The following is a 12,259-nucleotide window of genomic DNA, read 5'->3' as shown; positions in this document are numbered from 1 at the left end:
TCGGAGATGGCGGCTCAGGGGGTGCGACGAATCCCGAGCAGCTTTTCGCGGTCGGGTGTGCTGCCTGCTTCCACAGCGCGCTGAAGCTTGTAGCGAGTCGCAGCAAAGCCGCGATCAGCGATACGGCCGTGACCGCTGAGGTGAGCATCAACGCGGTCGACGGGGGTGCGTTCCAGCTCGCCGTCGCCCTGCATGCCGAGATCGGCGGCGTGGACCAGATGACGGCGGACAGGCTCGTCGAGCAGGCGCACCAGGGTCTGTTCGTACTCCAACGCCACCCGCGGCAACATCGAGGTCACCGTCGACTGATTCGTATCACCTGGATGACGAAAGCCCCCGCAGGAGTTGGGGCCTTTCGTCGTGCATTGGAGCGGGTGCTACTTGCGTGGGGAGACCGCGAGCTGCTGCATGATCATCGGATCGGACCACGCGGTTTGGAGTGAACCCGGCGTGAGCCTGTTTCAGTGAAACGCCGGTAAGGGCCCATTACGTCAATTCCGGGCTGGAGGTTGCTCCACCCGAGATTTAGGTCCTCGGCAGTGATGGAGGTATGTGTTCCCTGCGGATCATCAGTTTGTGCAGCGAGCGGGGGATCAACGGCTACACCTAGGGCGTCTCCGGTCTGCATCAGCCGCTTCTAGGCGACGGTCCGTTACCTCCGGGCAGAGGTGATGTGTGCCAGGTCCATCAATGCCAGCACCGTCACGATGAGCGAGACGGCCACCACCGCGAGCATCAGATAAAGCCCGGTCAGCATGTCCATCGCCGATTGCGCGTCGTGCAGGAATCCCATCCCACCGGCGGCTCCGACGATCCAGAACACGACCACCGCGGTGAGCGCGAATGCCGGCGGCATGAATCTTCTGTTCTCTTTGATCCACCGCATAATGCTCCCCAACCCAGTCCCCGATGATGCACCTATTCTGATGGGTCTCATGTGACAAACGGGGCAGATTGGAGTCCGTGTCGGTCAGGATCGCGCGGCGGTCAATACTGCCTCTTGAGAGTGGGGCCTGGCAGCGCCTCGCAGACTGAGAGGGCCTGAGTCATTCCGGAGCGTGTACTGGTTGCAACCACCATCCCAGTGACCAACGGGACTGCTGAAGGGTTGGTTGACCCAACCTTCAGCAGTCCCTACGTCGCCCGTCAGCTTCCAATCCATGACGACGTCGAAGTGCAGATCCGCAGTCACGGTTCCTGTGGAGTGCCCGAGGATCCGGGATACCACCGGGAGCGGTAGGCCGTTCTGCAGCATGATCGTCGCCGCCAGGTGCCGGGAGCGAACGCCACCGGGACGGCTAGCAGCGTGGAAGCTCGGACCGCTTGCTCCGGCGCGCCAGCGCGGGAAAACGCTGGAGTTACATAAGGTTGTCCCGTCCTCCTCGTGCGGGTGGGTGCCCTTCACGCTCAAGCGGCGCGTGGTGTTCCGAGGAAGACTTGGGAGAGCGTCGTCCGGTTGAGGATCATAGCGACTGCCCATGGCAAGACCACCGCGGCGATCAGCACCCAGAAGGATCGCCCCGTGTCTGGAATCGCGAGCAACCATAGGACGTACGTGTGGGTCAGCACCACCATCAGGCACCCCACGGCAAGCCTCGTGGAAATCGCGTGAACCCATCCGGGCAGCCGGGAGAACACGCCCTCGAGAATCAAGAGGAGGCCAAAGCTGATCAGCACCGCTGCGACAACACTGAGAACAGGCGTGCCGAGCTCGCCGTACTTCATGTCCAGTGGTGCTGACATCCCGGCGAGGATAGGGGCGGTACCCACAAGGAGGCACGCCGCTCCGAATCGGATCGGCCCCTGCACCCGGGCACGGAAGTGCTGCAGTCCTTGACCTGCGAGCATGAAGATGAGCGCGGATCCGGCGACCCCGAGCGACATGGGCAGCAGGGCGAGAACGTCCCCGAAGAGGTGGGTGACAACTGTGATCCCGCCGATGATCGCGACCCGAAGGACAAGGGGAACACGCTCGAGTGCCCGGAACATGACGGCCGAAATGAATAGTGCAGGCATGAACCAGTAGGCCCCGAAGGGCCCCGCGTTGAGGGACCCGCCGATAAGAGGCAGGGTCACAGCTTCCGGAGTAAGCGTGCCGCGGTGGTTGTGGATGGCGACGTGAACGAGGAGGGTCACGACCAACCATGCGAAGTAGGGCGTCAGAATGGTCCGGAATCGCTTCTTCGCTTCCGCTGCGACAGCCCGTCGGGCGTCCGGTTTCCGGCTCTTCCAGAGGTACCCGGATAGCAGGAAGAACGCAGGTACGTGCCATGTGTAGAGGCCGGCGTCGATGAGGGGGCCCGTCCAGACGTGCCCGGTAACGATCCCGACGACCGCGAAGACGCGGAGAGCATCGATGGCTCCGGATCGGGCCACAGTGGCGGTTGGTGTTGTTGCGTGCAGGGTCGCCAAGCATTCCTCCCAGGTCGAATCGATCCGTATTAAGGGTAAGCGAGGCCCCTTGGGTGATTCTTCGAATCTGGGTGATCTCTTGGGTTTGCCTTTTGTCTGCTCACCGGGGAGACCTTTCCCGGTGCCCCATCCGTTGCCTACGGCAGAAGCGAGTCTCCTACCTGCCGATTCCCGCGAGGCAGTGATGACGACCGTTGGTCTCGTTCGGGCTGCAGGAAAAGCCCTGACGGGTCTCTTCTTACCCTCCGGAAGCGGCGGACAACGGCGCCGCTACGGCTTCTTCGGACAGTCCGGGCAGGTACCCACATACTGGTGGGGACAGGCTACTTGCTCGCCGACTTCGACGGGGAGGGTGATGATCACAACGTGTCTCCTAACACTCGCGTCATTGCCAGGACGGTAAAAGGAGGGGCCCGCCCCTGTCTCCAGCACCGGACGGACCCCCCTGTTACTTCCTCGCACATTCCTGAGACCCGAAGCAGTAACAGCTGCCACAGTATCCCCATCCGTAACGGCCGACAATAGCGCCATCCGCAGTTTTAGGGCAGTTTTCCGTACACGCTTCCAGCCGATCTGCAGGAATTGGTCGGCCCGGAAAAGTTTCCGATTTCTCCCTTGGCGTACGCCGCCCGTGTGGGATTGACTGCTGTTAATGGTAAGCGCACTGTTTAACCGGGAGTAGTTCCCGCGGCGGCTACCCCAGCACCGCAGCGGTCGAGCTGCTCCTAGGCGGCTATAGACGCCGGATGGTCCCCCTGCCTCTTGAGACCGGGTTAGGGGGACCATTTCCTGTTGCAGAACACCTAGGCTGAAGAGCAAGAGCAAGAGGAGCGGGCTGACGACGGGGAAGTGCAATCGAAGCAGCGACGGGCACGAGAATCGGTTGGCTCGACAGCCTGCGTGGAGCAGCGATCCTGCTGGTGGTCGTCCTCCACGCCGGAGAGGCACTGCGGTTCACGGACGGCGGCATTCCCGCATCCATCGAGGCCTTCAACCAATTCCTTGAACCCTTCCGCATCCCCGTGCTCATGTTCCTGTCCGGGATCCTCCTGCCACGATCCCTGAGCAAGCCCGCCGGCACCTACTTCGCCGGCAAGGGTGCCAGGGTCGGTTGGCCCTACCTCATCTGGTCGGTCATCATCCTGGGGGCAAGCGCCAACCTCACGCCGGCCAACCTTGCGGAAATCGCCTACTTCCCTCCCACTTACCTCTGGTATCTCTGGTTCCTCCTCGTGTTCTACGCGGTTGCCTTCCCGCTGCGGAGGATTCCACCGCTGTACCCATCCCTCGCTGCTTTCCTTGCCTCCCTGGTGCTGCCGAACGGCGGTATGTTCGGGATGCTGACCTTCCTTCTCGGCTTTTTCTTCCTTGGAGCCTGGACCGCTCAGCACTGGGACGCGGCGCTGCGGTTCACCCGGAGCTGGTGGGTGGTCGCACTTTCCGCAGCGGCCGCCGCAAGCGTCGCGTGGCTCAGCACCATGGAGGTGGGGGTGCTGTACCAGACGCAGTTCGTCTGGGGCGTGGTGGGCGCGTTGGTGCTCGCAGCGTGGCTCTTCCCCCTGATTCCTTCCGGCCGCACCGGGCGCTCGCTCGAGTTCGTCGGCCGGAACTCGATCGTCTTCTACGTCACGCACCTCGCGCCGATCATGATCACCGTGGCACTTGCCGATGCCGTCGGGCTGTCCAGCCCCTGGCTGCTGTATCCGTTGCTGCTGATCCTCGGGATCGGTATCCCGCTGGGCGTCGCCTACGTCTACAGCCGGGGCGATCACGCGTCGGTCACGCTGCTGTTCGAGTTTCCGCGCGTTCTGCGGATCCCACGGTTAGGACGGGGCACGCGACGGGCCAAGGCCTAACCGGGCGGGAGCAGGTCAAGAACCGCGCGGGCGAAGGCGTCCGGCGCCTCCTGCGGGATATTGTGACCCACTCCGGGTAGGTTCCGTAGCTCGTACCGTCCCCGGAAGTGATGCCGGTCTCCAGCGCTGGTCGCACCGCCGACGCCGTCGTTCCCGGCCTCGAGCACGATGGTAGGCACCGGAATGACCGGCTGCGCCGCAATCCGATCCTCCAGCTCCTGGTAGCGGGGATGACCCTCGACGAGGCCGTAGCGGTGCCGATAGGAGTGGATGACCACATCCACGAAATCGGGATTGTGCAGACTCGGTGCGCTCGCGGGGAACGACGACGACGCGCGCCGCCAGTCGGGCGACCAGGTCCGCCACAGCAGTTCGCACAGTGCGTCCCGATTCGCTGCGAGGCCGCGGCGGCCCCGCTCGGTGGAAAAGTAGTACTGGTACCAGTAGGAGCGTTCAACCTCAGGGTCCACCGGTTCCATGGCCCGTGCAATGTCCTGGACGTTGTAGCCGCCTGCCGTCACCAGCCCTGACGCGCGCCCCGGGGAAAGTGCGGCGACAATGCACGCCGCGCGGCCGCCCCAGTCGTAGCCTGCCAGGACGGCGCTTCCGATCCCGAGGGCGTCAAGGAAGTCGAGGAGGTCCTGTGCGAGGGCTGCCTGCTGTCCCGACCGCGGGACGTCGCCCTCCGGGACGCTTTCGTGGAAGCGCGTGGCACCGAATCCGCGGAGGTAGGGGGCCAGGACCCGGTGGCCGCGCTCCGCGAGGAGCGGGGCGACGTCGTCGAACGCGCGAACGTCGTAGGGAAAGCCATGCAGCAGGACCACAGGCAGGCCGTCCACCGGCCCCGCCGTTTCGTAGGCGATCTCAAGGACCGGTGTGGACACCCGGCCGGAGGCCTCAAAGCTCATGCGGCAACGCCGGGAAACTCCGACGTCGGAGCACGGTGGTCAGCAACTGGTCCTTAGCTGGCCCCTGGACATCCCAGGAATACTCGATAATGTCCGGTGTGCGGACGGTGAATCGAATTCGGTAGGCATCCGGCGAACACCAGTGTTCCGCAGTGCAGGAACCCGTTGAAAGGTCCAGGTCGTGGAACGGCCGCTTGTCGGGAAACAGCACGCGGAGGTTGGAAGGCACAGGTCCCGCTTCCAGAAGGTACTCCCGGAAGGCGGGTCCACGGAAATCCGGCCAGAAGACCGTACCCGTTTCAAACCAGGAGAGGCGGCCGGCGTCGTCGGGCGTGAAGGTTGTGGTGCCGGTGAAACTGCCATGGCGGCTCCCCGCATTGTCCATCAGGGTGCGCTCGGCTTCCCAGGTGCCGAGGAGGAACGCTGCGGCATCGGCGACCGGGAAGCAGCTCTGCGTTTCGACGGGCAAGGGTGTCCTCCTGATCCTCGGCCCCCTTCATCCTCAGCGAACAGAGGGCGACATCGAGGGGCATCTTCGCTAGCGTTAAAGCATGTCGACAATCAATATCACCGAAGCAAGCTTCCCCGAAACCATCGAAGGCAACGACATCGTGTTCGTTGACTTCTGGGCAGAGTGGTGCGGCCCGTGCAAGCAGTTCGCGCCGGTGTACGATGCCGTTTCCCAGCAGCACGACGACGTCACCTTCGCCAAGGTCGACACCGAAGCCGAGCAGTCCCTCGCCGCGGCAGCGGGCATCACCTCGATCCCCACCCTGATGGCGTTCCGCGAGAAGGTGCTCGTGTTCTCGCAGCCCGGAGCCATGAACGCCAGCCAGTTCACCGAACTCGTCGACGCCGTCAAGGGCCTCGATATGAAGACAGTCCACGAACAGGTCGCCCAGCAGGCGACGGCCGGCACTGGACAGGCCGCTCCTTCGCAGGAGAACTGATCCTTCGCAGGAGAACCGAGCCGATTTCGAGGAAGCCCCCGCCAGTGAGCGGGGGCTTCCTCGTTTCTGGGCGGAACCGTCATTTGCGGGCGGAGCCGTCGTTCGGGGTGTAGGTCAGGAGTGCTTGTCCGAGCGCGTGACTTCGGCGGGCCTGGCCAGCAGCGCGCTGAGTGACTCCCCCAGGTCTTGAACCGCAGGGCCCCCGAGGTGCAAATCAAGCAGTTCCGTTGATTCCCACTTCTCCGTCAGCACGATGCGGTCCTGGGCGGCATCGGTGATTTCGTACTGAATGCAGCCGGGTTCCTCGGTGACCCGCTCCACGGCGATCTCGAGCGCGAGTTTCACGCGGAAGAACTCGCCCTCGTTGGGGGTGAAGACGGCAAGGACATCGACAGGTTTGCTCATTCCCCGAGCTTAGCCGGAGTGATCCCTCACCTTCGCCGGTGGTCCTCCGGGGGCAGCCTCGGGCCGAAGGTGGGCTTCCGGAAACCGCTTGCATACAGCATCCGCACCACGCGTTGCCGCTCGCCTGCCCACGGTTTCAGCAGACGGACCATGCCGGCGTCATCCGTCCGCTTGCCGGTGAGGGCAGCGCCGACGTAGGCGGCAAGGTGGAAATCACCCACTGAAATCGAATCGGGGCACCCGTGTGTCCGCTGGAGCACTTCAGCCACCGTCCAGACGCCGATGCCCGGAACCGAGCGGAGTCCGGTTCGAAGTTCCTCCGCATTGGGAAGGCCCGCGAGCCGTTCGAGTCCGGAGCCCACCAGCGCTGCTTTCAGGATGGTTCCCGAGCGCTGGGCATCCACGCCTGCTTTGTGCCACTCCCACGAAGGGATGCGGCGCCACTGACCGGCGGTCGGGGGGAGCCGGAGCCCGGTCGGAGCGTAATCGCCGGCGCCGGGAGCGGGATCGCCGTAATGGTTCAACAGGTACCGCCACGACTGTTTCGCTTCAAGCGCGGTCACCCTCTGTTCGAGGACCGAGCGGGCGACGGCGTCAAGCATCCGGCCTGTGGTGGGTAAGCGGAGGCCGGGGTTGAGGTAGCGGCCCTTGCGGGCGAGCGCGGGCAGGGTCTCGCGGTAGGCGGGATCGTCGAACTGCGACCAATCGTCGGCAGCTCCGAGGAGCCGGGGGAGGCTCTCCAGAGCGAGCTCCGATCCCGGGCCCCATGCCGCTGCTTCGATCCGCGCGGAGTTGAGCGTGCCGCGCGGCAGCAGCCGGAGCGTGGTGGCGCCGTCGTCGTTCCGGAAAGCCAGCCAATGCACGCCCCCGGTGATGAGGTGCGCCGGGTCCTGCGCGCCACATTGGAGAATCCCGATGGTTCGCGTGAGGTTGTACGCACCCTCCGGCTCCCACACCGCGGACAGGCCGGCGGTGCGGATGGAGGTGGGCAGGACGGTCACCCGTTAATCGTCCCACGGGATTGCTGAACAGGATCGGTGCTGCCGCAGGGCCCGCGGCCCCGGCTCAGTCCTCGCTGACCTGGTACCGGAAACGGTCCCGCCGGGTGTGCAGGTCCCACAGGATGCCGGCGAGGACATCCGGATCCTTCTCGGGATCGCCGGCGATGATGCGCCCGCCGATGATGAGCTGGGACACCTGGATGCCCTCTTCGCCCAGCACCTCGTGCAGGAGTTCCGCGTAGGCGGCTTGCCCGGCGAAGGCCACCGAGGTGCCGGTCACGTTGCGGCCGGGCTTGACGGCCGAGCCGCCGTTGACGAAGAGGATGGTGCCGCGGTTCTCGCCGAGGAAGCGCATGCCCGGAACCACCTGATGCACCGCGGCCACGGGCCCGTAGATCGAGAATTCGATGGGCCCCACGAGATCCGCCGGCGTCGTTTCGAGCACGGGGCGCATGAAGTCCTTCTGCGGCAGCGGGCTGTACTGCAGCACCTCGATCGGGCCGAGGGTTTCGGTTGCCTGCTCGAGTGCACTGGAAATCGACGCCGGATTACGCACATCGGCGGTGAAGCCCTTCGCGTGGACGCCCTCCTTTCCCAGTTCCTCGGCCAGCGCATCGAGGCGCCCCTGGTTCCGGGAAATGAGGGCCACAGCGAATCCTTCGGCACCGAACCGCCGTGCTACTGCTGCTCCGAGACCTGATCCTGCTCCGATAATCGCGATAGTAGTCATATCTTCTGCAAGACCGTCGGCAGGCTGAGTATTCCGCCGGTCCAGAGTGCGGACGCGGCCCGGGAGTCGGAAGCAGCGGCGGTCGGCGTTGTGGCGCCGGATGCTGAACCGGATTTGCCGCGTTTCCCGGAATCGACACCCGAAACGCGGCGTGTCTTGAGCGACACGCTTGAGGTAGAGCTGAAAGGAGTGCAGGACCATACGAACGATTGCAGCGTCGCGGGAATGCCGCCGGCGACGCCCCCGAAGGGCTTCGAAAGGTCCGGGAACGTCCTCCGGCGTAACCTGTGGATCCCTGCCGTCGTGCCGCTTGGTAACTTTGTAGGCATGAAGTACGCAAATTCGATAGTCGACCTGATCGGCAACACCCCACTGGTGAAACTCAACACCGTGACCGAGGGGATCGCCGCAACGGTCCTGGCGAAGGTCGAGTACCTGAACCCGGGCGGATCGGTGAAGGACCGCATTGCATCGAAGATGATCGATGCAGCCGAGGCCGAGGGCAAGCTCAGGCCCGGCGGCACCATCGTCGAACCGACCTCCGGGAACACCGGCGTCGGCCTTGCCCTCGTGGCCCAGCAGCGCGGCTACAGGTGCGTCTTCGTGGTGCCGGACAAGGTGGGCGAGGACAAGCGCAACGTCCTCAAGGCCTACGGCGCGGAGGTCGTGGTGACCCCGACCTCCGTTGCTCCCGAGAGCCCTGAGTCCTATTACGGCGTCTCCGACCGGCTGACCCGCGAAATCCCCGGCGCATGGAAGCCCGATCAGTTCTCGAACCCCAACGGACCCCTGAGCCACTACGAGACCACGGGTCCGGAGATCTGGAATGACACCGATGGGCGTCTGACGCACTTCGTCGCCGGGGTCGGCACCGGGGGAACCATCAGCGGAACGGGACGCTATCTCAAGGAGGTATCGGCCGGCCGTGAAGGCGGCGCCGTGAGAATCATCGGCGCCGATCCGGACGGCTCGGTATATTCCGGCGGCACGGGACGCCCCTACTTCGTGGAAGGCGTCGGTGAGGACATGTGGCCCGATGCCTATGACCGCACGGTGGCAGACGAGATCCTCGCCGTCACCGATGCGGAGAGCTTCGAGATGACCAGACGCCTCGCCCGTGAGGAGGGGCTGCTCGTCGGCGGATCGTGCGGCATGGCCGTGGTGGCCGCCCTGCGGGTGGCCAGGAACCTGACGGCCGACGACGTCGTCGTGGTCCTGCTGCCCGATGGCGGCCGTGGCTACCTCGGCAAGATCTTCAACGACGACTGGATGAAGTCCCTCGGTTTCTCGAACGGGGATGGCGGCGACCACACGGTGGGGAAGGTCCTGGACTCGAAAACGGGAACCACCCCGGAATTGGTGTACGCCCGGCCGTCAGCAACGGTGCGCGACGTCATCGCCATGATGGGCGAGTACGGGGTATCGAGCGTTCCGGTCCTCTCGCACGAGCCACCGGTCAGGATGGGCGAGGTGCTGGGCTCGGTGGATGAGCGCTCGCTCACTGCGAAAATTTTCCAGGGCGAAGCGAAGCCGACGGACGTGATTTCGGACCACATGGACGGCAAGCTTCCGCTGATCGGTTCATCCGAGGACGTCGACGCGGCCCGCGAGCGGCTCCGGCACCATGACACCCTCATGGTGACGCAGATCGGTTCGCCGGTGGGAATTCTTACGCGCCAGGACTTGCTGACCTATATGAGCATCCAACCACCCCCATTCTCAGGAGCATCGTGACGCATTCTGACGCCCAGGGTTTCAACACCCGCGCCATCCACGCCGGCCAGACACCGGATCCCACCACGGGAGCGGTCATTCCGCCGCTCTACCAGACCACCACCTTCGCCCAGGACGGCATCGGCAAGCTGCGCAACGGCTACGAGTACGGCCGGGGCACCAACCCGACGCGCGATTCGCTGCAGACCCAGCTTGCCGCCCTCGAGGGTGGCAAGCACGCCTTCAGCTTCTCGTCGGGTCTCGCAGCCGAGGACGCGCTGATCCGCGCAGCGTTGCGGCCGGGTGACCACATCGTGCTCGGCAATGACGCCTACGGGGGAACCTACCGGCTGATCGACCGCGTCCTGTCCGAATGGGGCATCACCAACAGTGCGGTGGACATGGCCGACCTCGACGCCGTCAGTGCGGCAATCGCGAATGGCAATACGAAGATGGTGTGGGTCGAAACGCCGTCGAACCCGATGATGAAGATCACCGATATCGCCGCCATCGCACAGCTCGCGCACGACGCCGGCGCGCTCCTCGTCGTGGACAACACCTTCGCCTCGCCCTACCTGCAGCAGCCGCTGACCTTCGGCGCCGACGTCGTGGTGCACTCGACCACCAAGTACATCGGCGGGCACTCGGACGCCAGCGGCGGCGCTGTCGTGGTGGACGACGACGGTCTCGCCGAGAAGGTGGGCTTCATCCAGTTCGCCGTCGGTGCGGTGTCGGCGCCCATGGAAGCGTGGCTCACCACGCGCGGCCTGAAGACGCTCGGCGTCCGCATGGACCGCCACTCATCCAACGCGACGGCAATCGCGCAGTGGCTCCTGGAGCAGGACGAAGTGGAGCATGTGTACTATCCCGGCCTCGCCGACCACCCGGGCCACGACCTCGCCGCGTCCCAGATGAAGAGTTTCGGCGGCATGATCTCGGTGACCTTCAAGGGCGGAGCCGAAGCGGCGAAAAAGGTGGCCGAAGCCACCTCCGTGTTCACGCTGGCGGAGTCCCTCGGAGGCATCGAGTCGCTCATGAACTATCCGTCGGACATGACCCACGCGTCGGTCAAGGGCACCGAACTTGCCGTACCCGAAAACCTGATCCGGCTGTCGGTGGGCATCGAGGACGTCGAGGACCTCCTGGCGGACCTGGAGCAGGCGCTCACCGCACTGCGCAGCTAGCGCGATCCTCTGGAACGACGGCCACGAGCCATCGCGACAGCTCCGCCGCGGCGGCTCGTTCGGTGCCATTGTGCAGGAAGGTGGCATGCGATGCGCCGCCGGGATTTTCCTCGGCGGCGCCCCGACTGTCACCGATGTCCTGGGCCGGTGCCCCTAGTGGCTGAGTTTGAGTCCAACGACGCCGCCGACGATCATGGCCAGGAACACGACCTTCAGAAGGGATGACGCCTCGGCGCCGGTGACCATGGCGTACACGACGGTCAGGGACGCGCCGATGCCGACCCAGACGGCGTAGGCCGTTCCGGTGGGCAGGTCCCGCATCGCGTAGGCCAGACCAGCCATGCTGGCCAGAATCGAGGGAATAAAGACGAGGGTGGGTCCGAGCTTACTGAAGCCTTCGGACTTACCGAGGGCCGTGGCCCACACTGCTTCCAGTACACCGGAAATGACGAGAACGATCCATGCCACGACAATCTCCCACGGGCCGTCTTGTCGCACACCGGGTACGGCACCCATCGTCCGGGAGTGCCCTGATCAGGGACTCGCGCCCATTTTTTCACGCATCATGCGGGAAGGCCAAGAACGTCGGGCCACGCATAGCTCGACCACCGAAAGGATGACTGCCGGTAGCGCTCGGGACCCGGTCGGCGCGTCGGAACCGCGTCAACGCCGCTGCCACGGCAAGCGCAGTTTCTTCTTCGCCTTCGGCTCGGTGAGCTGGAAATAGTCGCTGCTCTGCGGCAGCCACATCAACAGCACTGCCAAGAGCATCGCAACGGCGATCGCCGACAGGCCGGGGGTCCCGCGCACCAGTACGGGCACGCCCGCAATGATCCCCAGCGTGCTCAGGAGTTCCCGCGCGTTACGCTTTCCCCGTCGCAGGCGCAGCAGAAGCGCCAACTGCACGACGGCGAGCACCGCGAGGAGCGCCCCCAGGCCGAGGAACCCGGCGCGGTCCTCCTCCTGGGCCGCCGCGGAGAACAGGAAGGTGCCTCCCGCCACGAGGAGTAGGACGCCCACCACGAGCCACACTGCGAAGGCAGCGCGCAGTGTGAAAGGCTTCGGCGGAAGTGCGGGCCTGCGGCTGGGCATGATCGCTG

At 65.0% G+C, this 12,259-nt stretch carries 13 protein-coding genes, 1 pseudogene and 1 riboswitch; of the genes and pseudogenes, 5 read left to right on the top strand and 9 right to left on the bottom strand.

The annotated features are described in order from the left end of the window. Positions 1 to 68: 68 nt before the first annotated feature. Positions 69 to 443: pseudogene (locus tag IWX65_RS17635) on the top strand (OsmC family protein); the annotation flags it as partial. Between the two features lie 209 nt (positions 444 to 652). Here IWX65_RS17635 and IWX65_RS01715 read toward each other — a convergent pair. Together IWX65_RS01715 and IWX65_RS01710 are read right to left on the bottom strand one after the other, a co-directional pair. Beyond that, complete coding sequence (locus tag IWX65_RS01715; protein ID WP_196880726.1) at positions 653 to 856, bottom strand: hypothetical protein; 204 nt, start codon at positions 854 to 856, stop codon at positions 653 to 655. Positions 857 to 1,407: 551 nt separating this feature from the next. Then, positions 1,408 to 2,412 carry an acyltransferase family protein gene (locus IWX65_RS01710; RefSeq protein ID WP_196880725.1) on the bottom strand — a complete coding sequence of 335 codons (1,005 nt, stop codon included), beginning with the start codon at positions 2,410 to 2,412 and terminating at the stop codon, positions 1,408 to 1,410. An 854-nt stretch (positions 2,413 to 3,266) separates the two neighbouring features. Between IWX65_RS01710 and IWX65_RS01705 the strand changes: the two genes are divergently transcribed. Further along, positions 3,267 to 4,268 (top strand): acyltransferase, encoded by a 1,002-nt coding sequence (locus tag IWX65_RS01705; protein WP_334683589.1) that lies wholly within the window; start codon positions 3,267 to 3,269, stop codon positions 4,266 to 4,268. Here the strand turns inward: IWX65_RS01705 and IWX65_RS01700 are convergent. After that, complete coding sequence (locus IWX65_RS01700) at positions 4,265 to 5,176, bottom strand: alpha/beta fold hydrolase (RefSeq protein ID WP_196880723.1); 912 nt, start codon at positions 5,174 to 5,176, stop codon at positions 4,265 to 4,267. The genes IWX65_RS01705 and IWX65_RS01700 overlap by 4 nt on opposite strands. Next, positions 5,166 to 5,645 carry a DUF6314 family protein gene (locus tag IWX65_RS01695; RefSeq protein WP_196880722.1) on the bottom strand — a complete coding sequence of 160 codons (480 nt, stop codon included), beginning with the start codon at positions 5,643 to 5,645 and terminating at the stop codon, positions 5,166 to 5,168. The genes IWX65_RS01700 and IWX65_RS01695 overlap by 11 nt, the downstream gene beginning before the upstream one ends. 82 nt (positions 5,646 to 5,727) lie before the next feature. Here IWX65_RS01695 and trxA point away from each other — a divergent pair, with 82 nt between their 5' ends. Beyond that, complete coding sequence (trxA, locus tag IWX65_RS01690) at positions 5,728 to 6,126, top strand: thioredoxin (RefSeq protein ID WP_196880721.1); 399 nt, start codon at positions 5,728 to 5,730, stop codon at positions 6,124 to 6,126. A gap of 114 nt (positions 6,127 to 6,240) precedes the next feature. Here trxA and IWX65_RS01685 read toward each other — a convergent pair whose 3' ends face one another. From IWX65_RS01685 to IWX65_RS01675, 3 genes are all read right to left on the bottom strand, one after another. Then, a complete protein-coding gene (locus tag IWX65_RS01685) occupies positions 6,241 to 6,531 on the bottom strand; it encodes a putative quinol monooxygenase (RefSeq protein WP_196880720.1) in 291 nt (96 codons plus the stop codon). A 26-nt stretch (positions 6,532 to 6,557) separates the two neighbouring features. Further along, positions 6,558 to 7,532, bottom strand: coding sequence for a DNA-3-methyladenine glycosylase family protein (locus IWX65_RS01680; protein ID WP_196880719.1), 975 nt, complete (start codon positions 7,530 to 7,532; stop codon positions 6,558 to 6,560). A gap of 64 nt (positions 7,533 to 7,596) precedes the next feature. Continuing rightward, positions 7,597 to 8,262: an SDR family NAD(P)-dependent oxidoreductase gene (locus IWX65_RS01675; RefSeq protein WP_196880718.1), complete on the bottom strand. Its 666-nt coding sequence runs from the start codon at positions 8,260 to 8,262 to the stop codon at positions 7,597 to 7,599. A 327-nt stretch (positions 8,263 to 8,589) separates the two neighbouring features. Between IWX65_RS01675 and IWX65_RS01670 the strand changes: the two genes are divergently transcribed. Together IWX65_RS01670 and IWX65_RS01665 are read left to right on the top strand one after the other, a co-directional pair. After that, positions 8,590 to 9,996, top strand: a complete 1,407-nt coding sequence (locus IWX65_RS01670; protein ID WP_196880717.1) for a cystathionine beta-synthase — start codon at positions 8,590 to 8,592, stop codon at positions 9,994 to 9,996. Beyond that, entirely contained in the window at positions 9,993 to 11,159 is a 1,167-nt protein-coding gene (locus IWX65_RS01665; protein WP_196880716.1) for a cystathionine gamma-synthase, read from the top strand. The genes IWX65_RS01670 and IWX65_RS01665 overlap by 4 nt, the downstream gene beginning before the upstream one ends. Before the next feature lie 153 nt (positions 11,160 to 11,312). Here IWX65_RS01665 and IWX65_RS01660 read toward each other — a convergent pair whose 3' ends face one another. Further along, positions 11,313 to 11,627: a DMT family transporter gene (locus IWX65_RS01660; RefSeq protein WP_026532556.1), complete on the bottom strand. Its 315-nt coding sequence runs from the start codon at positions 11,625 to 11,627 to the stop codon at positions 11,313 to 11,315. A 10-nt stretch (positions 11,628 to 11,637) separates the two neighbouring features. Next, positions 11,638 to 11,706: riboswitch (guanidine-III (ykkC-III) riboswitch) on the bottom strand. A gap of 116 nt (positions 11,707 to 11,822) precedes the next feature. Continuing rightward, positions 11,823 to 12,251, bottom strand: a complete 429-nt coding sequence (locus tag IWX65_RS01655) for a hypothetical protein (RefSeq protein ID WP_196880715.1) — start codon at positions 12,249 to 12,251, stop codon at positions 11,823 to 11,825. Positions 12,252 to 12,259: the final 8 nt, after the last annotated feature.

This window comes from Arthrobacter sp. CAN_A214, assembly GCF_015751955.1.
Lineage (GTDB): Bacteria > Actinomycetota > Actinomycetes > Actinomycetales > Micrococcaceae > Arthrobacter_D.
This window is presented reverse-complemented; position numbering and strand designations above follow the sequence as displayed.